20 protein-coding genes are annotated in these 21,487 nt (G+C 68.3%); 18 read left to right on the forward strand and 2 right to left on the reverse strand.

What is annotated here, in order from left to right:
* The first annotated feature begins 592 nt into the window (after positions 1 to 592).
* The 10 genes from G0Q01_RS02680 (at position 593) to G0Q01_RS02725 (ending at position 11,587) form a co-directional block, all read left to right on the forward strand.
* The gene (locus tag G0Q01_RS02680; RefSeq protein WP_164213006.1) at positions 593 to 1,726 is read left to right on the forward strand and encodes a sugar phosphate nucleotidyltransferase; all 1,134 of its coding nucleotides are present in this window, start codon (positions 593 to 595) and stop codon (positions 1,724 to 1,726) included.
* Between the two features lies 1 nt (position 1,727).
* Positions 1,728 to 3,785 (forward strand): glycogen debranching protein GlgX, encoded by a 2,058-nt coding sequence (glgX, locus tag G0Q01_RS02685; protein ID WP_164190038.1) that lies wholly within the window; start codon positions 1,728 to 1,730, stop codon positions 3,783 to 3,785.
* A gap of 98 nt (positions 3,786 to 3,883) precedes the next feature.
* Positions 3,884 to 4,390, forward strand: a complete 507-nt coding sequence (locus G0Q01_RS02690; RefSeq protein ID WP_164190040.1) for a 2Fe-2S iron-sulfur cluster-binding protein — start codon at positions 3,884 to 3,886, stop codon at positions 4,388 to 4,390.
* Positions 4,387 to 5,409, forward strand: a complete 1,023-nt coding sequence (locus G0Q01_RS02695; RefSeq protein ID WP_164190042.1) for a xanthine dehydrogenase family protein subunit M — start codon at positions 4,387 to 4,389, stop codon at positions 5,407 to 5,409. Before G0Q01_RS02690 ends, G0Q01_RS02695 begins: the two co-directional genes overlap by 4 nt.
* On the forward strand, positions 5,406 to 7,601 hold the full coding sequence (locus G0Q01_RS02700) for a xanthine dehydrogenase family protein molybdopterin-binding subunit (RefSeq protein WP_164190044.1): 2,196 nt from the start codon (positions 5,406 to 5,408) through the stop codon (positions 7,599 to 7,601). The genes G0Q01_RS02695 and G0Q01_RS02700 overlap by 4 nt, the downstream gene beginning before the upstream one ends.
* 200 nt (positions 7,602 to 7,801) lie before the next feature.
* Entirely contained in the window at positions 7,802 to 8,677 is an 876-nt protein-coding gene (locus G0Q01_RS02705; RefSeq protein WP_108970774.1) for an STAS domain-containing protein, read from the forward strand.
* Between the two features lies 1 nt (position 8,678).
* Complete coding sequence (locus G0Q01_RS02710) at positions 8,679 to 9,032, forward strand: STAS domain-containing protein (RefSeq protein WP_254694594.1); 354 nt, start codon at positions 8,679 to 8,681, stop codon at positions 9,030 to 9,032.
* A gap of 37 nt (positions 9,033 to 9,069) precedes the next feature.
* Positions 9,070 to 9,444 carry an ATP-binding protein gene (locus G0Q01_RS02715; RefSeq protein ID WP_164190047.1) on the forward strand — a complete coding sequence of 125 codons (375 nt, stop codon included), beginning with the start codon at positions 9,070 to 9,072 and terminating at the stop codon, positions 9,442 to 9,444.
* Positions 9,441 to 10,451, forward strand: a complete 1,011-nt coding sequence (locus G0Q01_RS02720; RefSeq protein ID WP_164190049.1) for an ATP-binding SpoIIE family protein phosphatase — start codon at positions 9,441 to 9,443, stop codon at positions 10,449 to 10,451. The genes G0Q01_RS02715 and G0Q01_RS02720 overlap by 4 nt, the downstream gene beginning before the upstream one ends.
* On the forward strand, positions 10,448 to 11,587 hold the full coding sequence (locus tag G0Q01_RS02725) for a sensor histidine kinase (RefSeq protein WP_164190051.1): 1,140 nt from the start codon (positions 10,448 to 10,450) through the stop codon (positions 11,585 to 11,587). Before G0Q01_RS02720 ends, G0Q01_RS02725 begins: the two co-directional genes overlap by 4 nt.
* Positions 11,588 to 11,676: 89 nt before the next feature.
* Here the strand turns inward: G0Q01_RS02725 and G0Q01_RS02730 are convergent, their stop codons facing one another.
* On the reverse strand, positions 11,677 to 12,135 hold the full coding sequence (locus G0Q01_RS02730) for a MarR family winged helix-turn-helix transcriptional regulator (protein WP_159099711.1): 459 nt from the start codon (positions 12,133 to 12,135) through the stop codon (positions 11,677 to 11,679).
* A gap of 108 nt (positions 12,136 to 12,243) precedes the next feature.
* On the opposite strand from G0Q01_RS02730, the gene G0Q01_RS02735 reads away from it, so the two are divergent.
* The 6 genes from G0Q01_RS02735 to G0Q01_RS02760 are packed head-to-tail and all read left to right on the forward strand — an operon-like array spanning position 12,244 to position 18,610.
* Positions 12,244 to 13,956 carry an AMP-binding protein gene (locus G0Q01_RS02735; protein ID WP_164213007.1) on the forward strand — a complete coding sequence of 571 codons (1,713 nt, stop codon included), beginning with the start codon at positions 12,244 to 12,246 and terminating at the stop codon, positions 13,954 to 13,956.
* Positions 13,953 to 14,765, forward strand: coding sequence for an enoyl-CoA hydratase/isomerase family protein (locus G0Q01_RS02740; protein WP_108970768.1), 813 nt, complete (start codon positions 13,953 to 13,955; stop codon positions 14,763 to 14,765). Before G0Q01_RS02735 ends, G0Q01_RS02740 begins: the two co-directional genes overlap by 4 nt.
* Entirely contained in the window at positions 14,762 to 15,664 is a 903-nt protein-coding gene (locus tag G0Q01_RS02745) for an SDR family oxidoreductase (RefSeq protein WP_203594874.1), read from the forward strand. The genes G0Q01_RS02740 and G0Q01_RS02745 overlap by 4 nt, the downstream gene beginning before the upstream one ends.
* 43 nt (positions 15,665 to 15,707) lie before the next feature.
* Positions 15,708 to 16,727, forward strand: coding sequence for a TRAP transporter substrate-binding protein (locus G0Q01_RS02750; protein ID WP_164190055.1), 1,020 nt, complete (start codon positions 15,708 to 15,710; stop codon positions 16,725 to 16,727).
* Positions 16,728 to 16,779: 52 nt separating this feature from the next.
* Positions 16,780 to 17,325: a TRAP transporter small permease gene (locus G0Q01_RS02755; protein ID WP_108970766.1), complete on the forward strand. Its 546-nt coding sequence runs from the start codon at positions 16,780 to 16,782 to the stop codon at positions 17,323 to 17,325.
* Positions 17,318 to 18,610 carry a TRAP transporter large permease gene (locus G0Q01_RS02760; protein WP_108970765.1) on the forward strand — a complete coding sequence of 431 codons (1,293 nt, stop codon included), beginning with the start codon at positions 17,318 to 17,320 and terminating at the stop codon, positions 18,608 to 18,610. Before G0Q01_RS02755 ends, G0Q01_RS02760 begins: the two co-directional genes overlap by 8 nt.
* A 177-nt stretch (positions 18,611 to 18,787) precedes the next feature.
* Here the strand turns inward: G0Q01_RS02760 and G0Q01_RS02765 are convergent, their stop codons facing one another.
* Entirely contained in the window at positions 18,788 to 19,585 is a 798-nt protein-coding gene (locus tag G0Q01_RS02765; protein ID WP_164190057.1) for a shikimate dehydrogenase, read from the reverse strand.
* 107 nt (positions 19,586 to 19,692) lie between these two features.
* Here G0Q01_RS02765 and G0Q01_RS02770 point away from each other — a divergent pair, with 107 nt between their 5' ends.
* Both G0Q01_RS02770 and G0Q01_RS02775 read left to right on the forward strand, forming a co-directional pair.
* Complete coding sequence (locus G0Q01_RS02770; RefSeq protein WP_108970763.1) at positions 19,693 to 20,382, forward strand: GntR family transcriptional regulator; 690 nt, start codon at positions 19,693 to 19,695, stop codon at positions 20,380 to 20,382.
* Between the two features lie 50 nt (positions 20,383 to 20,432).
* Positions 20,433 to 21,449 carry an ABC transporter substrate-binding protein gene (locus G0Q01_RS02775; RefSeq protein WP_164190059.1) on the forward strand — a complete coding sequence of 339 codons (1,017 nt, stop codon included), beginning with the start codon at positions 20,433 to 20,435 and terminating at the stop codon, positions 21,447 to 21,449.
* The last annotated feature ends 38 nt before the right edge of the window (positions 21,450 to 21,487 follow it).

The following is a 21,487-nucleotide window of genomic DNA, read 5'->3' on the forward strand; positions in this document are numbered from 1 at the left end:
GGAAATGAGGCGGACTCGGTTCGGCGGGAGATCGAGCCGCGCTCTGATCCAGCTCGGCATCGCGATGTAGAGCGGGTTCGGCAATAGAGTAGGCAGGGAGGTCTCGAACGTCATCATTTTCTGGGCAAGCCAATGGTTTTGCAGCGTTTTTCCGGCTTGTTTTTGGTTTATTTGCAATAGTCCCAATGGGTTAGGCCGAAAATCCGCGGCGCGCGGCGGGCCGGGCGCCCCCATGCGAGGTTGCGGCGGGTCGCAGGGGCGATTTTCGCGTGTTCGCCGCCAGATGGCGCCCCGGCAGTATAGAGGCCACGGGGCCGCCCGCGCCCGACGGCTCCCACGGGAATATCTTGCTTACGGAATTCGACACGGGCCGCGGGGTTTTGGCGGAACCATAGGAGGTGCGGGAGGGTTCCACGTGCGGATCGTCCGGCCGGTCAGATCATTCCACACACACCCAGTGTCGAGGCGCCCTGACGGGGCGCCGCGCCCGGGGCTGTCCTATGACCTGATGGGGCCTCTTGAGATGCGTATATCCTCCGCTCAATCGAGCATCCGATTTCCCGAAATCCTCGACCCGAGCGTCGAGCGATGCATGCCTGTGCTGCTCGCGGGCGGGCGCGGCTCGCGCCTGCACGAGCTGACCGACCGGCAGTGCAAGCCCGCGGTGGCCTTCGGCTCCGGCGACGGGCGGATCGTCGATTTCGTTCTCGCCGCGCTGGCCCGGGCCGGTTTCCCGAGCCTCTTTGTGGCCACCCAGTACCGTCCGCGTGACCTGTCGCGCCACCTCGAGGATCGCTGGGCACATCACTTCCCGCGCGGCATCCTGCAGCGCGATGGCGCCGCGCTTGCTGCCTGCGGGTTTCGCGGCACTGCAGATGCGCTGCGCCAGACCGCGACGCTGATCGATGCACATGCGCCGCGCGAGGTGATGATCCTGTCGGGGGATCACGTGCTGGACCTCGATCTGCGCGCGCTGCTGGCGCACCACCGGGCGCAGGGCTGCGCCGCGACGGTGGTCGCCACCGCCGTGCCGCGGCACGAGGCGCGCGGTTTCGGGGTCTTCGAGGAAGGGCCGGACGGGCGGGTCATCGGGTTTGCCGAGAAGCCGCCGCGCCCCGTTCCGATGCGCGGTGATCCGGAGCGGGCGCTGGCCTCGGCGGGTCTCTACGTCTTCGACTGGATCTGGCTGAAGGCCGCGCTGCGCGCGGATGCCGAGCGGGAGGACACACGCCATGACTTCGGACATGACATCCTGCCGATGGCGATGGCAGCGGGCGAGCTGTCGGTCTGGCGGATGCCGCAGGCCGGGGCGGGGCAGGGGGCCTATTGGCGCGACGTCGGCACGTTGGACGCCTACCGCCGAAGCCAGCTCGATTTTGCCGGGGCAGAGCCGCCGGTGCCGTTGCCGCAGACCATGCGCCGCCCGGTGACCTTTGCCCGCGACAGCGCGCTCGAGGGCAGTGTGCTGCTGCCCGGCGCCACCGTGGGGCGGCGCTGCCACCTGCGCGATACGCTCGTCGGCTCCGGCGTCCGCCTGCCCGACGGCTTTCAGGCGGGGCTCGATGCCGAGGAGGATGCCCGCTGGTTCCGTCGCAGCAGCGGTGGCACACTGCTGATCACCGCCGAGATGATGAACCGGCGGGAAACGGCGCTGCGGCGTCCCGCCGCGCGCGCCCTGTTCCGGCATCCGCCGCAGATGGCCGCTGTCTCGGCCTTGGAGAGCTGAGATGATCGACCCCCGTGACGTGACCATCGACCCCGCGCGCTCGCGTCCGGACCAGCTTGGGGCCCGCTTCGATGGAGAGGGCACCAACTTCGCGCTGTTCTCGGACCATGCCGAGAGCGTGGAGCTGTGCCTCTTCGACGCGGCAGGCAAGGAGGAGCTCGCGCGGCTGGAGCTGCCCCGCGCCGAGGGCGGCATCTTCTTCGGGTATTGCCCCGACCTCGGGCCGGGGCAGGCCTATGGCTATCGCGTGCACGGGCCGTTCGAGCCCGAGAACGGCCACCGCTTCAACCCCCACAAGCTGCTGCTCGATCCCTATGCCATGGCGATGCGCGGTCAACTGAAATGGGACGATGCGCTTTTCGGCTACCCGGTGGGGGGCTCGGACCTTGACCTCGACACCCGCGACAGCGCCCCCTTCATGCCCAAGGCGGTGGTGGCCGATCCGGTGTTTGACTGGGAGGCGGATGCATCGCCGCAGGTCCGCTGGCAGGACACGGTGATCTACGAGGCCCATGTGAAGGGTCTGACCATGCGCCATCCGGGCGTGGTGCAGGCCGATCGGGGCACCTTCCGCGCGCTGGCCTCGGACCCGATCATCGAGCATCTGCAAAAGCTGGGCGTCACCACCATCGAGCTTCTGCCGATCCACGCCATGGCACAGGACCGCCACCTGATCGAGGCGGGGCTGCGCAATTACTGGGGCTACAACACGCTCGGCTTCTTTGCGCCCAACCGCACCTATCTGGCGACCGAGGACGTGCGCGAGGTGCGGGCCGCGGTCAAACGCTTCCACGCCGCCGGGATCGAGGTGATCCTTGATGTGGTCTACAACCATACCGCCGAGGGCAACGAGCTGGGGCCGACTCTGTCGTTCAGGGGCATCGACAATGCCAGCTATTACCTGCTCTCGCCCGAGAGCCGCCGGCACGGGTTTGACACCACCGGGACCGGCAACACGCTCAACGTGGCGCACCCGATGGTGCTGCGCATGGTGATGGACAGCCTGCGCTACTGGGTCGAGGCCTTTCACGTCGATGGCTTCCGCTTCGACTTGGCCTCGACGCTGGCGCGCGAGCCCGAGGGGTTCGAGAGGGAAGGGGGGTTCTTCAACGCCATCCGGCAGGACCCCGTGCTGAGCCAGGTCAAGCTGATTGCCGAGCCCTGGGACGTGGGCGAGGGCGGCTACCGGGTGGGCGGCTTTCCCTGGCCCTTCCGCGAGTGGAACGACAAGTTCCGCGACGACGTGAGGGGGTTCTGGCGGCGCGATCCGGGCAAGCTCGGCGCGCTTTCGGAGCGGCTGATGGGCAGCCCGGTGCAGTTCGACCATTCGCACCGGCCCGCGACCTCGTCGGTGAATTTCATCGCTGCGCATGACGGCTTCACCCTGTGGGACACGGTGTCGTACAACGACAAGCACAACGAGGCCAACGGCGAGGAGGGCCGCGACGGCCACGGCAACAACCTGTCGGACAACATGGGCCAGGAGGGGCCGAGCGAGGATCCGGGCATCGAGGCGGCGCGGGTGCGGCGGGTGAAGGGGCTGCTGGCGACGCTTTTCGTCTCGCACGGGGTGCCGATGCTGCTGGCGGGCGACGAGATGGGCCAGACGCAGGGCGGCAACAACAATGCCTATTGCCAGGACAACGAGACCACCTGGATCGATTGGGAGGCGGCGAAGCCGGAGCTGGTCGGCACCGTTTCGGCGCTGACCGCGCTGCGCCGCGAATGGCGCGGGCACCTGGCGCCCTATGGCTTCTGGCCGCGCCCCGAAGCCACCGAGAGCGTCTGGCTGCACCCCGAGGGGCGGCAGATGACGGAGGAGGACTGGGGGGACGCGGGGCTCTATGCCTTTGGGCTGCGGCACCACCAGGAGGATTGTCCGGACCTGCTGATCCTGATCAACGGCGGCGAGGCCTGCAGCTTCACCCTGCCCGAGGGCGACTGGGAGCTGATCCTCGACACCGCGCGCGCGGAGGTCAGCTGCGCAGAGGGGGCCGGTGAGAGTTTTACCGTCGAGGCGCAGGCGGTGGCGGCTTTCCGCGATCGCACTGGGGGCTGAGCCGGCTGTCTGGAACCCCTCCGCCGTTCGGGCCGTTGTGGGGGCAAGGGGCGATACGCGTCGCCCAAGTCCCCGCCACCTTCAAGCAAGAGAGCCACATGCGGACACGATTCACAGTGAACGGCGAGTCCCGCGATGTCGAGCACGACACGCGCGCCACCCTCCTCGACGCCCTGAGAGACCAGCTTGGGCTGACCGGCACCAAGAAGGGATGCGACCACGGTCAATGCGGCGCCTGCACGGTTCTGCTCAACGGCAAGCGGGTGAACTCCTGCCTCTGCCTCGCTGCCATGCACGAGGGCGACGAGGTGACCACCATCGAGGGGCTCGGCAGCCCCGAGGCGCTGAACGCGCTGCAAAAGGCCTTTGTCGCCAAGGACGGTTACCAATGCGGCTTCTGCACACCGGGGCAGATCGTTTCGGCCACCGCGATGCTCGAGGAGTTGCGGGCGGGCGATCCGTCTTATGCCTCGGCCTCTCTGGAGGGCGAGATGCCGCTCGATGATGCCGAGATTGCCGAGCGCATGAGCGGCAACCTCTGCCGCTGCTCGGCCTATCCGCTGATCCGGGAGGCGATTGCCATGGCCGCGGAGGTGAAGTCATGAGGGACTTCGAGTACAGCCGGGCCGAGACGCTCGAGGGGGCCGCGGGCGCGCTCGGCGAGGGGGCGAGCGTGATCGCCGGGGGCACCAACCTGCTCGACCTGATGAAAATTCAAGTGATGACCCCGGCGCGGCTGGTGGACATCTCGCGGCTTGGGGAATTGCAGGGTATCTCGGAAGAGGGCGACGGTCTGCGCGTCGGTGCCTTGGTGACCAACTCCGAGTTGGCGGCAGACGAGCGCATCCGCAGCGGCTGGCCGCTGCTGTCGCGGGCGATCCTCGCGGGCGCCTCGGGGCAGATCCGCAACAAGGCGACCACCGGCGGTAACCTCTTGCAGCGCACCCGCTGCCCGTATTTCTACGACACCGCCATGGCGTGCAACAAGCGCAGCCCGGGCGAAGGCTGCGCGGCGCAGGAGGGCGTAGGGCGCATGCTGGCGATCTTCGGCACTTCCGAACACTGCCTTGCAGCGCACCCCTCGGATATGGCGGTCGCGCTGGCGGCGCTGCGCGCCGAGGTGGAGATCCGCTCGAAAGAGGGCGAGACGCGGCACCTTGCGGTGAGCGAGCTTTACAGGCTGCCCGGCGACCGGCCCGACATCGAGACCGTGCTGGAGGCGGGCGAGATCATCACCGCCGTGCGGCTGCCGGCGCCGATGGCGGAGACGCGGCAGGTTTACAAGAAGGTGCGGGACCGCGCCTCCTATGCGTTCGCGCTGGTCTCGGTGGCCGCTGTGGTGGAAATGGACGGCGAGCACATAGGCTCGGCCAAGCTGGCCTTTGGGGGTGTGGCGCCGCGGCCCTGGACCGATCCGGAGGTCGAGGCCGCGCTGGAAGGAGCGGTTCCGAGCGACGAGGCGTTCGGCAAGGCTGCCGACGCGCTGATCGCGAAGGCCAACTGCCATCCCGACACCGAGTTCAAGAAGCCGCTGCTGCGGCGCACCCTGATCGCCGCGCTGCGCGAGGCCACCGGACTGGCCGACACCGCGACAGGCGCCAGCACCGCGAGGACCCCGGCATGACAAAGAGCTTCCGCATGGACGAGGCGCAGCCGCGCCTGCTTGACGAGACGGGACAGGGCATCGTCGGTGCCCCTCTCGACCGCCCCGAGGGGCCGAAGAAAGTCTCTGGCCGGGCGCATTACGCCGCCGACGGGCTGCCCGAGGGCGCCGCGCAGGGCGTGCTGGTGCGCGCCACCATTGCGCGCGGCCGGGTCACCGAGATCAACGAGAGTTCGGTGTCGGGACTGCCCGGCGTGCTGGGCGTCTTCCATGGCCCCGATTTCATCCGCAACCCGGCGCAGGGCATGGCGGGCGAGGCCCCCGTGCAGCCCGGCGACGAAGTGCACTACCACGGCCAGCCGATTGCGCTGGTGGTGGCCGAGAGCTTCGAAGCGGCGCGCGATGCCGCGCAGCAGCTTGTCGTGAAATACGACGCCGAGGCGGAGGTTGTGACCGATCCCGCCCGCAGCGACGAGCTCGAACAGGATGATCCCGACACCGCGGGCGACTTCGACGCTGCCTACGGGGCGGCAGAGGTGACGCTCGACCGCACCTATACCACCGCGCCGCAAGCCGCCGCCGCGATGGAGCCGCATGCGGCCGTGGCGGACTGGGAAGGCGACAGCCTGACCCTGCGAGGCGCATTGCAAATGCTGCGGTTCAACAAGGAGGAGCTGGCGGATTCGCTCGGCATTCCGGCGGAAAAGGTGCGCATCCTTGCGCCCTATATCGGGGGCGGCTTCGGCTCGAAGCTGGGCATTGGCCCCGAAGCGGTGGCCGCCGCGCTGGCTGCCCGCGCGCTCGGGCGTCCGGTGCGGGTGGTGATGACCCGGCAAACCGTCTTTGATGCCGTGCTGCGCCGCACCGAGACCAGCCAGCGGCTGCGGCTCGGCGCGGACAAGGATGGCCGCCTTCGGGCGCTGTCGCATGACGACCGCGTGTCCAACCTCAAGGGCGAAGGGTTTGCCGAGCCGGTGAGCCAGGCGTCGCAGTTCCTCTACGGTGCCGAGGGGCTCAGCTTCGCGCAGACCGTGGCGCGCGTCTGCCGGACGCCGGCGGGCTCGGTGCGCGCGCCCGGCGAGGCCGTGGGGATGCTGGCGCTCGAGCAGGCGATGGACGAGCTTGCCGAGGCGCTTGAGATCTGCCCGGTCGCGCTGCGGCTGAAGAACCTGCCCGAGAAGAACCCGATGACCGGTCAGCCGTTCAGCGCCACGCGTCTTGGCGATTGCCTGCGCGAGGGCGCCGAGCGCTTTGGCTGGGACGCGCGCAAGCCGATGGGCAGCCGCCGCGAGGGCGAGTGGTACGTCGGCATGGGCATGGCTTCGGCGGCGCGCTCGAACATGCTGGTGAAATCCGCGGCGCGGGTGCGGCTGAGCGCAGAGGGCGCGGTGGTCGAGACCGACATGACCGATATCGGCACCGGGAGCTATGCGATCCTTGGACAGATCGCCGCCGAGATGCTGGGCCTGCCGGTGGAGAAGGTCGAGGTGCGCCTCGGCGACACCAGCTTCCCCGGGGCCTCGGGCTCGGGTGGTTCCTTTGGCGCCAACTCGGCGGGCTCGGCGACCTTCCTCGCCGCGAAGGCGATCCGCGAGACCCTCGCCGGGCGCATGGGTTGCAGCCTGTCGGAGCTGACGCTGCAGGATGGCATCGCCCGCGGCGGCAACCGCGAGGTCCCGCTGGCGGAGCTGGTCGAGGAGGAGATGGTCGAAGAGGCGAGCATCGAGGCCGGCGAGACCTCGGAGAGCCATTTCTCGTCGGGCTTCGGCGCGCATTTCGCGGAGGTGGCGGTCCATGCCTACACCGGTGAGGTGCGGGTGCGGCGGATGCTCGGGGTGATGGCCATGGGGCGGATCCTCAACGAGAAGACCGCCCGCTCGCAGGCGCTCGGCGGGATGATCTGGGGGCTGGGCGCGGCGCTGACCGAGGAGATGGCGCATGACCCAAGGACCGGCCATGTGGTGACCCGCGATCTGGCCAACTACCACGTGCCCGCCCATGCCGACGTGCCGGGCGACATGCAGGTGGTGTTCCTCGAGGAGCGCGACGACATGGCCAACCCGATCCAGACCAAGGGCATCGGCGAGCTGGGCATCTCTGGCGCGGGCGCGGCGGTGCTGAACGCGGTGCGCAACGCCTGCGGCGCGCGGGTTTACGACATGCCCGCGACGCCCGACAAGGTGATCGCGGCGATGGAGGCGGCGGGCCTCTGAGCCGGACGATTTGGCTCAAAGGGCGGGGGCGAAAGCTCCCGCCCTTTTCATGTGCGCGGCGCCCTGCGCCTGGTGAACGCCGTCCTACGTGACGGAAGCTGCTGTAATCGCGGGAAAGCAGGTCGTGCGATGGGTCTTGCCATTGACTCTCGGGCGACTAATTGGCTTACCTGCCGCATCATTCAGCACTGGGGTTCCAAATGCCGCAATCCGCGACGGCGAATATCCTGACGATCCTCGAGACGAGCTTTTCCGGCATCGTCGAGGAGTGGCTTGGCACGCAGGTCAAAGAGGGCGTGAAACGCTCGGACCTTTTCTCTGATGCCGAGAGCCGGGCGCAGAACCAGGAGTTGCTCAAGGCCTTTGCCAAGGGGGTTCGTGCGGGCGTTGTCGGCGAGGAGTTCAACCTCGATGACGATGCCTGGGAAGATCTGCGCGCGGTGCTCTCGGAGGTCAGCAAGGAGCGGGTCAGCCGCGGCGTGACGCCGACCGAGATGGCAACCTTCGTGCTGGCGCTGAAAACCCCGCTCTTCAACCGGCTCGAGGCAATGATCGAAGTCGAACAGAGCGTGCTGATCCGCGACGTGCTGCTGGTGACGCGGCTGGTCGATGCCTTTGCGATCTACACCAACGAGATCTTCATCGGCGAGCGGGACCAGATCATCGAGCGCCAGCGCCAGGAGATGCTCGAGCTGTCGACCCCGGTGGTCGAGCTCTGGGACCGGGTGCTGACCCTGCCGCTGATCGGCACGCTGGATTCCGCCCGTGCGCAGGAGGTCATGGAGAACCTGCTGCAGACCATCCTCGAGCGCCAGGCCGAGGTGGTGATCATGGACATCACCGGCGTCGGTACCGTCGACACGCAGGTGGCGCAGCACCTGCTGCGCGCCGCCGCCGCGGTGCGCCTTATGGGCGCCGAGTGCATCATCAGCGGCATCAGCCCGATGATCGCCCAGACCATGGTGCAGCTCGGCATCGACGTGGGAACCGTCTCGACCCGCTCGAGCATCCGCACGGCGCTGTCGGATGCGCTGCAGAAGGTCGGCTACGTCATCAAGACCACCGAGGCCTCCTGAGGTGTCCGGCGTCACGTCGATAACCCTGGTCGAACGCGCGCTGCTCGTGTCGATCCAGGACGACGTCACGGATACGGAAATCGTCGAACTTCAGGACATGCTCTCGCATCGGATCGCCAAGGAGAACGTCAAAGGCGTGATCCTCGACATCAGCTCGCTGGAGATCGTCGACACCTTCGTGGGCCGGGTCATCGCGCAGCTCGCGGGGATCTCCCGGCTGCTGGCCGCCGAGACCTTCGTGGTTGGCATGCGCCCGGCGGTCGCGGTGACCCTGGTCGAGCTGGGAATGTATCTCACCGAGACACGGACCGCGCTCAGCCTGACCCATGCGCTTGCGCAGTTGCGGCGTGGTTGAGCGCAGACAGACAGCCAACAGGACCCTGCTTGCGGCCATGCCCCTCGCGTCCAGTCGCGATGTCGTGGCGGCACGTCAGGCGGTGGCCCGGTTCATGAAGGAGCGCGGCGCAAGCGCGCTTCGCGTTACCCGCTTCGCGACGGCGGTGAGCGAGATCTCACGCAACGCCATTGTCCACGGCGGCGGCGGCGACATTTCGATTTATCTCGATGCCCGCAAAGAGTATCTGCTCGTCGAATGCCGGGACACGGGTCCGGGGATCGAAGACGTGACGCTGGCCATGACCGAGGGCTACACCTCGGGCGGGGGCCTCGGCCGGGGGCTCGGCGGGGCGAAGCGGCTGGCGCATGACTTCGAGATCCGCTCGGTGCCGGGCGAGGGAACGACCGTGTCGATGAGCGTGAAACTATGAATCAATGGGTCGAGATTGATGACCGCAGCGCGGTGGCCGTGATCCGCCGCCTTGCGCGGCGGCTTGCCGCCGGGATGGGATTGCCCGAGCAACGCATCGACGAGCTGGCGATCGTGGCCAGCGAGGCGACGACCAATATCTTGCGCTACGCCGACCGCGGCCGGGCGTTGATCGACGTGCAGCGCAACGCCGGCGCCATGCGCTTGGTCATGATCTTCACCGACCGGGGTCCGGGAATTTCCGACATCGACAGGATGTTCCAGGACGGGGAAAGCTCTGCGGATTCCGCCGGGCTCGGGCTCGGTGCGATCCGTCGCCTGTCGGACACTTTCGACATCTACAGTACGGCCGAGAGCGGCACGACGCTGGTCTGCACCTTTGCGGCGCGGCCCGATGCACCTGACCTCGGGGTCGACGCGGCGGCGCTGCGAGTCTGCCATCCGAACGAGCGGGAGTGCGGCGACGACTTCCAGCTGCGCCAGACCCGCGGCGCGACCGACCTGCTGCTCTGCGACGGGCTGGGGCACGGGCCGGAGGCCGCGGCGGCGGCGGGCGAGGTGCTGGATGCGGCCGGGCGCGCCGGGGGCCTGTCGCAGGAACCGGGCGCGACGATGCGCCAGATCACCGAGCAGCTTGTCGGGCGGCGGGGCGCGGTGGCGGCCATCGTCCATATCGCCCAGCCAGCGATGAAAATGAGCTACGCCGGCCTTGGGAATATCTCGACGCTGCTGATCGGCGCGCAGGGTGTGCGCCGCATGGCGGTGCGCGACGGGCGGATCGGTGCCGGGCCGACGCGCGGCTACGAGGAGAGCGTGCAACTGGCAGAGGGCGACCTGCTGATCCTGCACAGCGACGGTCTGAAGACATTGCGCGAGGCGCATTTCCCGCCGGGGCTGCTCAAGAAGAGCCCGCTGGTGATCGCCGGTTTCTTCCTCGACCGGGCCTTCCGGGGGCGCGACGACGCGAGCATCGTGGTGATGCGCATCACCCGTGGGCCCGAGCAATGAAACCCGCGAAGCTGACGACGGTGAACCTCGAGAAGAGCGCCGATGTCGCGCGGCTGCGCGAAGTTGCGATGACGCTGACCAACGTGCTTGGCTTCGGTGCCTTCGAGCGGACACGGACGGTGACCGCGATCGTCGAGCTGGGGCGCAACGCCATCGAGCATGGCCAGAAGGGGCGGGCCACCTTTGCGCTGACCGAGGTCCGCGGCAAGCCGGCGCTGGATCTGACGGTGATCGACCAGGGCCGGGGCATCCCGCAGGAACACCTCGACCCGAACGGTGCGGTTGGCTCCTCTTCCTCGGGCATGGGGCTGGGGCTGCGCGGCGTTCAGCGGATCGCCGAGCGGTTCGAGGTCGAGACCGGCCACGAAGGCACGCGGATCAACACCTCGTTCCTGTCCTCGGCCGCGGTGCCGGACAGCGGCCTGCTTGCCGCAAGGGCCGCCGAAGCGCTGAGCGCGCTCAGCGCCAAGGATCCGACGGCGGCGCTCACCGAGCAGAACCGGGCACTGACCGAGGGGATCGCCGACCGCGATCTGCTGATGCAGGAATTGCACCACCGCACGGGCAACAACCTTGCGCTGATCGTCGCGCTGATCCGCATGAGCAAGTCGCAGGCCGAGGCGGAGGAGACCCACCAGGTGCTCCGAGAGCTCGAGATCCGCGTTGGCGCGCTGGCCAAGGCGCACGAGCTGATGCAGCGCACCACCGGGGCCGGCGACCTCGAGCTTGGCGAGATGTTGCAGGAGGTCGCCTCGAACGCCGAGCGCGCCTTCAGCGGGAGTGGCCGCGAGGTGACGATCGGGGTCGTCTGTCCGCAGATGGAGCTGGAGGGCAAGCTGGTCATCGACATCGGGCTGATCGTCGGCGAATTGATCACCAATGCCTACAAGTACGCCTTTGCCGGGCGTGACCGGGGGACGATCTCGGTCAGGGTGGAGGGCAGCCTGCAGGCCGGGCTGGTCCTGAACGTCGCCGATGACGGGGTCGGCCTGCCGGAGGGCGCGGAGCGGCCCGAGCGCTCGCAGTCGCTCGGCTGGCGGATGATCCGCACGCTGACCTTCCAGCACGGGGCGACCCTGAACGTCGAGAGCGCGGGCGGGCTGAGCGTGCACGTCAAGTTCCCGGCGCAGGGCTGAACGCGGCGCAGGGGTACGTCGAGGGCTGGAGCGCGCCTTCCAGAGAGCGCCTTCCGGGGCGCGACTCCCCGGGAGCGGGGACGGCTGCGTCAGGACAGGTTGTCGATGAGCTTTTGCAGCACGCGCAGCCCGCTCGCGATCTCGTCCGGGGTCATGCCGCGGGTCATCTCGGCCTCGTAGCGCTGCGCTTCCAGCAGGAGCCGCCCCACCACGTCCTCGCCCTGCGGCGTCAGCCAGAGGCCGTTGGACCGGCGGTCGTGTTCCATGAGCCGGCGTTCGATCAGCCCCTCTGCGCAGAGTTGATCGAGAATGGTCACGAAGCTTGATCGGGGCAGGGCCACGGCCTCGGCGATCCGGCTCTGCGGCTGGCCCGGGTGGGCGCGGATCACCGCCAGAAGGCCCAGATAGCGCGGCGCGCGTCCATAATCGGTTAGCCTCTGTTCGAAACCGCGGAACGCGAGGATCTGCGCGAGCCGCAGCTTGTAGCCGAGGGTTTCCTCGGCCTCTCCGGCGTCGAGGCGCAGCTGGCGGTCTTGGCTTTCGGGCACCGGCACAGACGTCCTCCACGATTTTGTTTTACATCGAACAGTTCCATTACGTACAGTATGGCATGGACTTCGTCCATCCTGAGTCGACCCGGAGGGAGGAACGTGTCGATGGCAGTGACCGCCACAGGTCTTGCGCACTGGCTGCCCGAGGCGTCGGCTGCGCCGCTTCGCGAAACCACGCTGGGGGCCCTGCTTGCCGAGCGAGCCGCGGCGCTGCCGGGGCGCCCGGCGCTCATCTTCGATGAGCCGCAGGCCCGCGCAACATGGACCTACGCAGAGCTTGACGCCGAAGTCACGCGATTGGCAAAGGCGCTTCTGGGGCATGGTATCGGGCCGGGGCAGCGCGTGGCGGTAATGGCCGCCAATTGCCCTGAATGGGTGTTCCTGGAATATGCGCTGGGTCGGATCGGGGCGGTGCTGGTGACGGTGAACCCGTCGTTCCGGCAGGGCGAGCTGGATTACCTGCTGCGGCAGGCGCGGGTCTCGGCGCTTTTCGTGGCGGGCGTCTTCCGGGGGTTCGATGTCGGGGCGATGCTGGCGGAGATGCTGCCCGGGCTCGACCGTGGCCGCCCCAGTAGCGGATCCGGTGGCGGCTCCGCCTATCCCGATCTGCGGCTGGTCGTGCAAATCGGCGCGGCTGCGGTTCCTGGGGCGCTGCCCTTCGACGGGGTCCTCGAGGCTGCGCCCGAGATCTCCGAGGCCGCGCTTGCCGAGGTCGCGCAGGGGGTGCGCCCCGAGGACGTGCTGCAGATTCAATATACATCGGGGACAACCGGCAAACCCAAGGGGGCGATGCTCACCCACCGCGGCACGATCAACAACGCGCTGCTCGCGGCGGAGCGGGCCGGGTACCGCGAGACCGATGTGATGGTCTCGGCGATGCCGCTCTTTCACACCGCCGGATGCGTCTGCAACGTGATGGGGATGCTGGCCGCCGGCGGGTGCCTCGTCGTGATGGCCGATTTCGACGCGGGGCGGCTGCTCGACCTCATCGAGCGCCACGGCGGGACGATCACCAATGGCGTGCCGACCATGTACATCCGCATGCTGCAGGACCCGGGGCTGGTCGCGGGGGCGCGTGACCTCTCGCGCTGGCGGATCGCCTACACCGGGGGCACCTCGATCCCGCCGCAGGTGATGCTGGATCTGCATGCCCGCGTCGGCTGCGAGCCGGTGATCATCATGGGCATGACCGAATGCAGCCCGATCATCACCCAGACGGCGCCCGATGAACCGCTCGAGACGCGGGTGATGACCGCGGGCGTGCCGCTGCCGCACGTCGAGATCCGCATCGTCGATCCAGTGAGCGGCGAGACCCGGCCCGTCGGCGCGGAAGGCGAGCTTCAGATCCGAGGCTTCCTGGTGACCGCCGGGTATTTCGACATGGCCAAGCAGACCCGCGAGACCATCAGCGCCGACGGCTGGCTGAAGAGCGGCGATCTGGCGGTGATGGACGCCGAGGGGCACTTGCGGATCATTGGCCGGATCAAGGACATGCTGATCCGCGGCGGCGAGAATATCTACCCGGTCGAGATCGAGGATTGGTTGATGCAGCACCCCGCCATCGCCGAGGCGCAGGTGGTCGGCGTGCCCGACCCAGAGTTCGGCGAGGAGATCTTCGCCTTCGTCGTATTGCACCCGGGCAAGACGCTGGAGGCCGGCGCGCTGCGCGACTGGTGCCGGACGCGGATCGCGCGCCACAAGGTGCCGCGCCACATCGCCTTCATCGAGGCGACGCCGAAGACCGCGAACGGCAAGGTGCGCAAGGTCGACCTGCGAAGGATGGCCGAAGAGATGCTCGAAAAGGACACGACCGCATGAGCGCAGCCCACCTGCTCGAAGAGCGCCGCGGCCCGGTGCTTTTGCTAACCCTCAACCGGCCCGAGGTGCGCAATGCGATCTCACCGGAGATGGCTTGCCGGCTGGCCGATGCCTTCGCCGCCTTCGATGCGGAGGACGAACTGCGGGTGGCGATCCTCACCGGGGCGGGGGCGCAGGCTTTCTGCGCGGGGGGCGATCTGGGGCGGACGCTGCCGCTGCTGTCGGGCGACCGCGCCCCCGAGGACGACTGGGACCGGCGCTTTCTCAATGAGCCGGGGCTGCAGGACCGCTCGGCGCTGCGCCGCGCGCCGCCTGCCAAGCCGGTGATCGCGGCGATCAACGGGCTCTGCCTAGCTGGCGGGATGGAAACCATGCTGGGCACCGACTTGCGGATTGCGTCGGAGGGCGCCGTGTTCGGCTTGCCCGAGGCGCGGCGCGGGGTCATTCCCTTTGCCGGGGCATTGGTGCGACTGAGCCGCCAGATCCCCGAGCCGGTGGCGCTTGAACTCTTGCTGACCGGGGGCACCATCGATGCCGCCCGCGCGCACGAGATCGGGCTGGTGAACCGGGTGGTGCCGCAGGCCGAGGTGCTGGACCGAGCCTTCGAGATGGCTGCGGCGCTGGCCGAGAATGGCCCGGTTTCGCTGCGCGAGATCAAGCGGGTGGTGCGCGGCAGCTCGGGGCTGCCGTTGGACGAGGGCTTTGCGCTGGAGGACGAGGCCAAGCGCATCGTCATGGCCTCGGAGGACGCGCGGGAGGGACCGCGGGCCTTCATGGAGAAGCGCAAGCCGAGGTTCGTGGGGCGATGAGCGAAGCGGGGGACATCCGGCTCGACGGGCGCGTAGCAGTGGTCACCGGAGCCGGGCAGGGGATCGGGCGCGCGACGGCGCGGGCATTGGCGGCCGCCGGGGCCTCGGTGGTGGTCAACGACATCGACGCGGCCGCCGCGGAGGCGGTGGCGCGGGAGATCGGCCCGAGTGCCGTGCCGTGCGTCGCCGCCATCGGCAGCGCGGAGGCGGCGGAGGCCTGCGTCGCGGCAGCGCTTGACAGCTTCGGGGGGCTCGATGCTTTTGTCTGCAACGCCGGGCTCCTGCGCGACCGGGTGCTATGGAACACCTCCGACGCGGATTTCGATGCGGTGATCGCGACGCATCTGCGCGGCACCTTCACCTGCGCCCGGGCCGCCGCGCGGCACTGGCGCGAGGCGGGGCAGGGGGGGCGGCTGATCCTCATGTCCTCGATCGCCGGGCAGCGCGGCAATTTCGGCCAGACCGCCTATGCCGCCGCCAAGGCGGGGATTGCCGCCATGGCGCGCACCTGGTCGATGGAACTCGCCCGCGCCGGGGTCACGGTGAATGCCGTGGTGCCCACCGCACTGACCGCGATGACCGCCACCATCCCGGCGCTCGCCGAGCTTTCCGAGCAGGCGGCCCGCGGCGAGGTGCTGGACGACAGCGTGCGGCAGCAGATGGGGATCGGCGGGCCGGAGGACGTGGCGCCGCTGATCGTCTATCTTGCCTCCGAAGCCGCGGGCTCGGTGACCGGGCAATGTATCGGCATCGGCGGAGACCGGCTGAGCCTCTGGGCGCATCCGGTCGAAGCGGCACATGAAATCGCGAAAGGCGGGTGGAGCGCGGACGGCATTGCCGGCGCGCTCGGAGGATCACTCGCCGGTTCCCTGCAATCCGTGGGGATCGAGGTAAACTGACGCCCCGGAGGAGGAACACCGGGCGCATATAGGGAGGAAGACCATGAAGACCTTTACCATCGGGGCGGCCACGCTGCTGGCCCTTGCGGCCACGGGCGCGCAGGCTCAGGACGTCACGCTGCGGCTGGCGCACTGGCTGCCGCCGCAGCACGCGGTGCCGCAGACCGGCATGCAGGAGTGGATGGACTCGATCACCGCCGACTCGGGCGGCACCATCACCTTCGAGGTGTTCCCCGCGCAGCAGCTGGGCGCCGCGCCGGATCACTACGACATGACCCGCGATGGCATCGCCGACATCGGCTACGTCAACCCCGGCTACACCGCCGGGCGCTTCCCGATCTACGAGTTGACCGGCGTGCCCTTCCTGGCGACAGACGGTCCGAACGCCGCCAAGGCGATCCACGAGTGGTACGCGGGTGATTACGCCGAGAAGGAGATGGGCGATGTCCACTTCTGCCTCGTCAACCCGCACGAGCCCGGCCGCTTCCATGGCAAGGCCGAGATCAAGGTCCCGGCCGACGTGAAGGGGCTGAACGTGCGCCCGGCGCATTCGACCATGGCGCGCTTCGTCGCCTCGCTTGGCGGTGCCTCGGTGCAGGTCCCCGCGCCCGAGGCGCGCGAGGCGCTGGCGCGTGGCACCGCCGATGCGGTGACCTTCCCCTACGAGGCGATGAAGGTCTTCAACGTTGCCGAGGAGACGAAGTTTCACAATGACATGCCGCTCTATCTCTCGTCGCAGGTACTGCTGTTGAACAACGACAGCTACGACGGTCTGAGCGTCGAGCAGAAGGCGGTGATCGACGCGCATTGCACCCCGGAGTGGTCGAAGAAATTCTCCGAGGGCTGGGCCGAATATGACAAGGGCGTGCGCGAGGAGATCCTGAACAACCCCGAGCACACGGTCTACACGCCCACCGACGAGGAGGTCGCGCTCTGGCGCGAGGCGGCGAACCCGACGCTCGATGCCTGGAAGGCGGACGTGTCGGCGGCGGGCTCGGACCCGGACGCGATCCTCGAGGGGCTGCGCGCGGCGCTCGACGCCAATGGCGTTCTCTACAAGTAAGGCAAAGGCACACGGGGGAGCGGAGGCGCTCCCCCTACAATAGCGAGGCGCCATGGCTCGGCAACGACACGGCTCGGCGGACCGGGTGATCCTGTGGGTGGAGAGAACCGCCGCGGTGATGCTCGGGCTCGTCACGCTGCTTATCTTCGTCTCGGCGGTGGGGCGGTATCTCTTTGCCGCCCCGCTGCCGGATTCCTTTGACCTGTCGCGGCTGACCCTGGCCATAGCGGTGATCTGGGGCTTTGCCTCGCTCGGCTATCGCGGCAGCCACATCAAGGTCGACATCTTGGCGCAGGCGGTCGGACCCGCCCTGCGGCGCTGGATGGATCTTGCGGCATGGGTGATCCTGCTGGGCTTCACCGGACTGCTGGTCTGGAAGCTGGGCGGGCGGGTGATCTCGCAGCTCTCGGGGGGCGAGGTCACCATGGACCTGCGCCTGCCGCATTGGCCCTTCCTTGCCGCGATCCTGCTGGGGCTGGTCGCGGCACTTTTCACCACGGCGCTCCGGCTCTGGCGGATCTGGCGCTTTGGCGAAGGGCTCGACTCCCATGAAACCCCCGCCGAAGACGCGCGTGCCGAGGTAGACAAGAATGAGTGAACGCGACCTGATCGCGGCAGGCGGCTTTGTCGTGCTGTTCCTGCTGATGCTGATCCGTGTGCCAATCGGTATTGCTATGGGAATTGTCGGGGTCGGCGGCTTCGGCATGGTGACGGGGCTGAAACCGGCGCTGAACCTTCTGGCCACCTCGCCGCTGCGCACGGTGACCGACTTCAACCTGACGCTGATCCCTTTCTTCGTGCTGATGGGGGTGCTGGCCACCCGCTCGGGCATGAGCCGCGAGCTGTTCCGCGCGGCGAACGCCACGCTGGGGTCGTTCCGCGGCGGGTTGGGGATTGCGACGGTGGGGGCCTGCGCTGGCTTTGCGGCGATCTGTGGCTCGTCGGTGGCGACCGCGGCGACGATGACCGACATCGCCTACCCGGAGATGAAACGCGCGGGCTATGGCGACGATGTGGCGACCGGGGTGGTCGCGGCGGGCGGGACCTTGGGGATCCTGATCCCGCCCTCGGTGGTGCTGGCGGTCTATGGCTACATCACCGAGCAGGACATCGGCAGCCTTTTCATCGCGGGCATCCTGCCGGGGCTTCTGGCGGTGCTGATGTACATGCTGACGGTACGCTTCTGGTACGGGCCGCGGCTGCCCGCGGGTGCGCCGTTCCGGGTCGGCGAGGCGCTGCGGGCGCTGCGCGACGTCTGGGCGGTGGCGCTGCTTTTCATCGCGGTGATCCTGTCGATCTATCTCGGCATCGCGACCGCCACCGAGGCGGCGGCGGTAGGGGCGGTGCTTACCGCGGGGATTGGCATCGTGCGCGGGCGGCTGGGGGCGGCCTCGCTGCTCGACTGCCTCGTCGGGGCGCTGCGCACCTCGGTGGCGATTTACACGATCCTGATCGGGGCGATCCTCTTCGGCTACTTCCTTGCGGTGACGCAGGTGCCGCAGAACATGACCCGCATGCTGATCGAGCTGGGGCTCGGGCGCTACGGCACGCTGGTGCTGATCATGGCGCTCTTCGTGGTGCTGGGGTGCTTCCTCGACGCCATGGCGATGATCATCCTCATGGTGCCCATCGTGTTTCCGGTGATCACCCAGCTCGGGTTCGATCCGATTTGGTTCGGGATCATCATCGTGATGACCGTCGAGCTTGGTCTGATCACCCCGCCGATCGGCATGAATGTCTTCGTGATCAACAGCATTGCCCGCAACGTGGGGCTCGGCACGATCTTCCGCGGGGTGCTGCCCTTCGTGCTGGTGGACCTGCTGCGCCTCGCGCTCCTGATCCTCCTTCCGGGGCTGGTGCTGTTCCTGCCGAACTCGATGTAGCCCCGACGGGTCCGGCCGGTGCCGCTCGCTACGCTGGGAGGCATCGGAGGACAGCCCGCGTGACGCCGCCCGCCTCAGGCGTCACGCGGCCGACGAAAAGCAGCTTCGCGCGGCCATGGGGGCGGGCCGACCGGCGTGTAGGACCGGCACGGAGGCACCTGGCCTCCGGGTCGAGGCTCAGGTCCCCTCGATCTCGAGACCGAGGAATGCGCGCATGCGCGCGGCTTGGCAGGCGGCCATCTCCTGGCCGGTGACCACCGGGATCCCCCTCAGGCGAGCCTGTTTCACCAGCGCGGTTTCTGCAGGATCGGTCAGGGCGTCTGCCACGCAGCGCGCGTTGGCGATCAGCGCCTCGCCGAAAGGCGGCGGAGCGGCCCCCGGGCTGCCGGCCGGTGAGGCGTTCACGAGGATGTCGGTGCTGACCGGACTCTGCGTGGACACCGGAATGCTCGCCACCGAAGAGACCCTTTCCGCCAGCACAGACGCCCGGCCGGGGTCCGCGTCGATGAGGGCAATCTCCCGCGCGCCCCGGAGCGCGGCCTCGATGGCGATGGCGCCGCCGGCGGCCCCGGCGCCGCAGATCACGAGGCGCGCCCCCGAAAGAGCCACGCCCGTCCGCTCGATCGCATCCAGCATGCCTTGACCGTCGAACATCTCCCCGGCCAAGTCGCCGCCTTCGTCCAGTCGGACGGTGTTCACCACACCCAGAAGGCGCGCGGTGGCGGAGAGCGTGTCGCAGGCCTGCGCAAGCGCCGCCTTGTGTGGCACGGTGGTCAGGAAGCCCGGCACGTTCCGGGCCTCGCGCACCCAGCGGAGGAAAGACTCCAGCCCGGCGGGCGGCAGATCGATGGGCACGCAGACCGCGTCCTGATCCCTTGCGCGGAAGACCTCGTTCCAGAGCCCGGGGGTGGCCACCTGCGCCACCGGATCGCCGAGGATCGGGATCACCAGCGTGGCCGTCTGCGTCGTTTTCATGCGGGGGTCTCCTCGGCAGGGAACACGGCGCCTCTTGACGCCCTATCTCGAATACTTCTAATAAAGTTACACATTTTTTAGATCAAGTAACGAAAGGGTCGGGCGCAATGTTCGGTCGCAAGCCTCAGAAAACGACTGCGGAAACCGTGGTGTCGGTCGTGGCTGCATCGCTGCGCAGGGACATTGCCTTTGGCGATTTGCCGCCCGACTCGAAGTTGAAAATCGAGGAGCTGCGGGGCCGTTACGGTGGATCGAACCACTCGGTGCGCGAGGCTCTGACGCTGCTCGCCTCGGAAGGCTTGGTGGAGGCCACCGCCCAGCGGGGCTTTCGTGTTGCCTCGGCCACCGAGGCGGATCTTCGGGACATCATCAGGTTTCGCGCGGAGCTGGAGCCGCTCGCGCTGAAATGGGCGATGCAAAATTCCGATGTCGCTTGGGAAGGCAAGCTCGTCGCCGCGCTGCACGCGGCCGACCGGGCGACGGAGCGGCTAATCCTGGACCCGGACGGCGCGGTCATGATGTGGGACGAGGCGGGGCGTGCGCTGCACCGGGAACTCATCTCTGGCTGCGGCTCGCCCCGGATGATCCGCGTTCTCGGCCAGCTCTACGACCAGTCGCGACGCTTCCGGCTGGCCGCGCTGCGGGAAGGGCGCTGCGATCCGCGGGTGCTGCGGCAGCTGCACGCCCAAATGGTTGAGGCCATTCTCGCCAACGACATCGATGCCGCGGTCGGGGCGCTCGTCGCCGACATCCGGCACGACCTTGACACATCGCACTCGCGGAGGAGCGATCCCTAGACCACCAGCGCCTCGGCTCGAGGCGCTTATCTCAAGGAGGAGGACCACCCATGAAAACTCTGACACGGCGCGCCACGCTGGCGGCCATCGGCGGCGCGCTCGCCACACCCTACCTCGTGCGCTCCGCACGCGCCGGGACCTCGGTGAACGTCGGCGCGCTGCGCTTCGTGAGCCATGCACCCAGCTTCATCGCGCTTGAACGTGGCTATTTCCAGGAGGCCGGGCTCGACGTCAGCTTCGACTTCTTCGAAGCTGCGCAGCCCATGGCCGTTGCGATTGCCTCGGGGGATACCGACTACGCGATGACGGCGATCTCCGGCGGGCTCATCTCGCTGGCCGACAAGGGCGTGGCAAAGGTCATCGGCGGTGCCCTGACCGAGGAGAAGGGCATTCCGGGTCAGAAGATCCTTGCCTCCAACGCGGCCTATGAGGCCGGGCTGACCAGCCCTGCGGATCTTGACGGCAAGACCTTCGGCATGACCCAGGCCGGTTCGTCCTTCCATTACATGGGCGCCCGCATTGCCGCGGCCGAGAACGCCGAGCTCAAGTTCAAGCCGCTGCAGAAGACCGGCGCGGTGATCGGTGCGATCAAGTCCGGGCAGATCGACGCCTGGTCCATCGTGCCGCATATCGCCAAGCCGCTGGCGGATGCCGGGGCGGTCAAGATCATCGGCGAGGTCGCCGACTATATCCCCGACTACCAGGTGACCACGGTCTTCACCTCGGCCAAGATCGCCTCTGAAGAAGGCGATCAGACCCGAGCCTTCCTCGCGGCACTGTCGCGCGGCGCCGACGACTTCAACGCCGCGCTGGTCGACAAGACCGCCAGCGAGGACGAGCAGGAAGCCATCGTCGCGCTGCTTGCGGCGCATGTCTATCCCGACCGCGCTCTGGAAGATGCGCGCGCCCCCATCGTGGATGGCGCGATGCGGATCAACGCAGGGATGTCGCTCAACCGGGCGTCGATCATGGACCAGCTCGAGTGGTTCAAGGCCGAGAACCTCGTGAAGGCCGACATCGCCTACGAAACGCTCGTGGACGAGAGCTACGTCGAAGCGCGCAGCTGACCGGACAGCGCCGGCTCTCCGACACTGGATAGCCGGCC

Origin of the sequence: Salipiger sp. PrR007 (genome assembly GCF_010499845.1) — a bacterium.
Taxonomy (GTDB): Bacteria; Pseudomonadota; Alphaproteobacteria; order Rhodobacterales; family Rhodobacteraceae; genus Salipiger; species Salipiger pacificus_A.

Bases quoted from the DNA above. Each gene is read 5' to 3' on its own strand.
- glgX (WP_164190038.1), top strand. From the start codon at position 1,728: ATGATCGACCCCCGTGACGTGACCATCGACCCCGCGCGCTCGCGTCCG.
- G0Q01_RS02760 (WP_108970765.1), top strand. From the start codon at position 17,318: ATGAGTGAACGCGACCTGATCGCGGCAGGCGGCTTTGTCGTGCTGTTC.
- G0Q01_RS02770 (WP_108970763.1), top strand. From the start codon at position 19,693: ATGTTCGGTCGCAAGCCTCAGAAAACGACTGCGGAAACCGTGGTGTCG.
- G0Q01_RS02750 (WP_164190055.1), top strand. From the start codon at position 15,708: ATGAAGACCTTTACCATCGGGGCGGCCACGCTGCTGGCCCTTGCGGCC.
- G0Q01_RS02715 (WP_164190047.1), top strand. From the start codon at position 9,070: ATGCCCCTCGCGTCCAGTCGCGATGTCGTGGCGGCACGTCAGGCGGTG.
- G0Q01_RS02680 (WP_164213006.1), top strand. From the start codon at position 593: ATGCCTGTGCTGCTCGCGGGCGGGCGCGGCTCGCGCCTGCACGAGCTG.
- G0Q01_RS02765 (WP_164190057.1), bottom strand. From the start codon at position 19,585: ATGAAAACGACGCAGACGGCCACGCTGGTGATCCCGATCCTCGGCGAT.
- G0Q01_RS02745 (WP_203594874.1), top strand. From the start codon at position 14,762: ATGAGCGAAGCGGGGGACATCCGGCTCGACGGGCGCGTAGCAGTGGTC.
- G0Q01_RS02720 (WP_164190049.1), top strand. From the start codon at position 9,441: ATGAATCAATGGGTCGAGATTGATGACCGCAGCGCGGTGGCCGTGATC.
- G0Q01_RS02690 (WP_164190040.1), top strand. From the start codon at position 3,884: ATGCGGACACGATTCACAGTGAACGGCGAGTCCCGCGATGTCGAGCAC.
- G0Q01_RS02700 (WP_164190044.1), top strand. From the start codon at position 5,406: ATGACAAAGAGCTTCCGCATGGACGAGGCGCAGCCGCGCCTGCTTGAC.
- G0Q01_RS02735 (WP_164213007.1), top strand. From the start codon at position 12,244: ATGGCAGTGACCGCCACAGGTCTTGCGCACTGGCTGCCCGAGGCGTCG.
- G0Q01_RS02755 (WP_108970766.1), top strand. From the start codon at position 16,780: ATGGCTCGGCAACGACACGGCTCGGCGGACCGGGTGATCCTGTGGGTG.
- G0Q01_RS02725 (WP_164190051.1), top strand. From the start codon at position 10,448: ATGAAACCCGCGAAGCTGACGACGGTGAACCTCGAGAAGAGCGCCGAT.
- G0Q01_RS02695 (WP_164190042.1), top strand. From the start codon at position 4,387: ATGAGGGACTTCGAGTACAGCCGGGCCGAGACGCTCGAGGGGGCCGCG.
- G0Q01_RS02705 (WP_108970774.1), top strand. From the start codon at position 7,802: ATGCCGCAATCCGCGACGGCGAATATCCTGACGATCCTCGAGACGAGC.
- G0Q01_RS02740 (WP_108970768.1), top strand. From the start codon at position 13,953: ATGAGCGCAGCCCACCTGCTCGAAGAGCGCCGCGGCCCGGTGCTTTTG.
- G0Q01_RS02775 (WP_164190059.1), top strand. From the start codon at position 20,433: ATGAAAACTCTGACACGGCGCGCCACGCTGGCGGCCATCGGCGGCGCG.